This window comes from Devosia sp. (genome assembly GCF_034675085.1).
Taxonomy (GTDB): domain Bacteria; phylum Pseudomonadota; class Alphaproteobacteria; order Rhizobiales; family Devosiaceae; genus Devosia.
Map to the genome: position 1 here is coordinate 1 of NZ_JAUCDN010000441.1, position 2,081 is coordinate 2,081.

General features: G+C 64.2%; 2 protein-coding genes and 1 pseudogene. 2 read left to right on the forward strand and 1 reads right to left on the reverse strand.

Going from position 1 to position 2,081, the window contains the following annotated elements; translation table 11 throughout:
* Positions 1 to 110 precede the first annotated feature (110 nt).
* Positions 111 to 941 (reverse strand): prephenate dehydratase, encoded by an 831-nt coding sequence (locus VDP82_RS17470; RefSeq protein ID WP_323016091.1) that lies wholly within the window; start codon positions 939 to 941, stop codon positions 111 to 113.
* Positions 942 to 1,202: 261 nt separating this feature from the next.
* On the opposite strand from VDP82_RS17470, the gene VDP82_RS17475 reads away from it, so the two are divergent.
* The gene (locus VDP82_RS17475; protein WP_323016092.1) at positions 1,203 to 1,829 is read left to right on the forward strand and encodes a cytochrome c family protein; all 627 of its coding nucleotides are present in this window, start codon (positions 1,203 to 1,205) and stop codon (positions 1,827 to 1,829) included.
* A gap of 71 nt (positions 1,830 to 1,900) precedes the next feature.
* Positions 1,901 to 2,081 (forward strand): annotated as a pseudogene (locus VDP82_RS17480) (hypothetical protein); the annotation flags it as partial.

A 2,081-nucleotide genomic window follows, 5' to 3' on the forward strand; every position in this document is an offset into this window, starting at 1 on the left:
GGGGGAGGGTGATGACTGAACCACCGGTGACGATCAGTTTTTCATATGCGATAGCCCTACCCCCGAGGGAGAGGTGAAGAAAGACCGTCGCAGATCAAACGTGAACCGCTCTACCGGTCTTCCGCCGCCGGATAGACGCCCAGAATGCGGAAGTGGTCGGTGAAAAAGCCCAGTTCCTCGAAGGCCAGCTGCACGGCGCGGTCGGAGGGATGGCCTTCGATATCGGCATAGAACTGGGTGGCGGTGAAGGCGCCGCCCACCATGTAGCTTTCCAGCTTGGTCATGTTGACGCCATTGGTGGCGAAACCGCCCATGGCCTTATAGAGCGCGGCGGGTACGTTGCGCACGCGGAAGACGAAAGTGGTCTTGACCTTGCCATTATCGGCGGGCGCTTCCTGCGGGGAGGGCGAGAGCACGAGGAAGCGGGTGGTGTTGTGCTCGGCATCCTCGATATTGGAGGCCAGCACGGTCAGCCCGTAGATTTCGGCGGCGAAGCGCGAGGCGATGGCGGCGACTTTCCTGTCGCCCTTCTGGGCGATCTCGCGGGCCGAGCCGGCGGTATCGACGGCGTTGATGGTGCGCAGGCCATGATCGGCAATGAATTTGCGGCACTGGCCGAGGGCCACCGACAGCGACTGGACCGCCTCGATATCCTCAAGCGCGGCGCCGGGCACGCCGAGCAGGTTCATCTCGACGCGCAGATAGGTCTCCCCGATGATATAAAGACCGCTTGCGGGCAGCAGATGGTGGATATCGGTGATGCGGCCGTAAAGGGAATTTTCCACCGGGACCACGGCGTAATCGGCGCGGCCGGACTGCACCGCATTGATGGTTTCCTCGAAGGTGACGCAGCCGACCACTTCCTCGCCGGGGAACAGATTGGCGGCGGCGGCGTGGCTGAAGGCGCCGGGTTCGCCCTGGAAAGCGATCTTCTTGGTCATGGATAAGGTCCGTAAGCTGGTGGGCCGGAGGCTTTTGAACCCCGGCGCGAATGGAGTCAATCAAGAGGGGGCCGGCGGCGGGCCGGGCCAGGCGGCGAGGAATTGTCGCAGTGTGAGTTTGCCCTGTTGCACCGCTGGCGGGGTGGGGCTATCTTCCGCGCGCGTCGTCCCCGACGTTGAGGCGATTTTCTTTATTGACTATCGAAAGTTTGAGCGGGGTCGGCTACACGTCCACAGGGGATGGACCGGCAGAGAGACCAAATGAATTCGTTCGAACTTAACAAAATCATGGGCGCCGTGCTGGGCACGCTGTTGTTCGTCATGGCCGCCGGCTTTATTGCCGAAGCCATCTATCACCCCATCGAGGGCCGGGGCCCGGGCTATGCCCTGCCCGAGCCGGAAGGCAGCGCCAGCGCCAGCGCGCCGGTGGAAGCCGCGCCGGTCGTGCCGCTGGGCGTGCTGCTGGCCAGCGCCGATCCCAGCCGCGGTGCCGCTTCGGCCAAGAAGTGCCAGTCCTGCCACAATTTCGGCGAGGGCGAGCCCAACAAGCAGGGCCCGCATCTGTTCGACGTGGTCGGCCGCGCCGAGGGCTCGGTTTCCGATTTCTCCTATTCCGACGCGCTCAAGGCCCACAATGCCGCCGGCGACGTGTGGAGCTATGAGAATCTCAACGCCTTCCTGACCAAGCCGAGCGATTACGCCCCCGGCACCAAGATGAATTTCGCCGGCATCCGCACCGATGCCGAGCGCGCCGACCTGCTGGCCTATCTGCAGACGCTGTCGCATAACCCGGTCGCCTTCCCCGTCGCCGAGGAAGCCCCGGCAGCCGACGCCGCCGAAGGCGAGGCCGCGCCCGAAGCCGAACCGGCCCCGGCCACCAACAGCTAAGGCCACAACAGGCCGCAACCCAATCAAGCCGCGCCTTTCGGGGCGCGGCTTTTTTGATGAGGAGATGCCCCATGCTCTTGCTTCACCTTTCCGATGTCGATGAAGCCGCCTGGGCGAAAAAATTCAGCGCGGCGCTGGCGCCTTATCCCGTGGTGCGGCGGGGCGAGGATTTCGATCCGGCCGCCATCCGCTACATCTATGTGTGGAAGCCGCAGCCGGACGCCTTCGAGGGCCTTACCGGGCTCAAGGCGG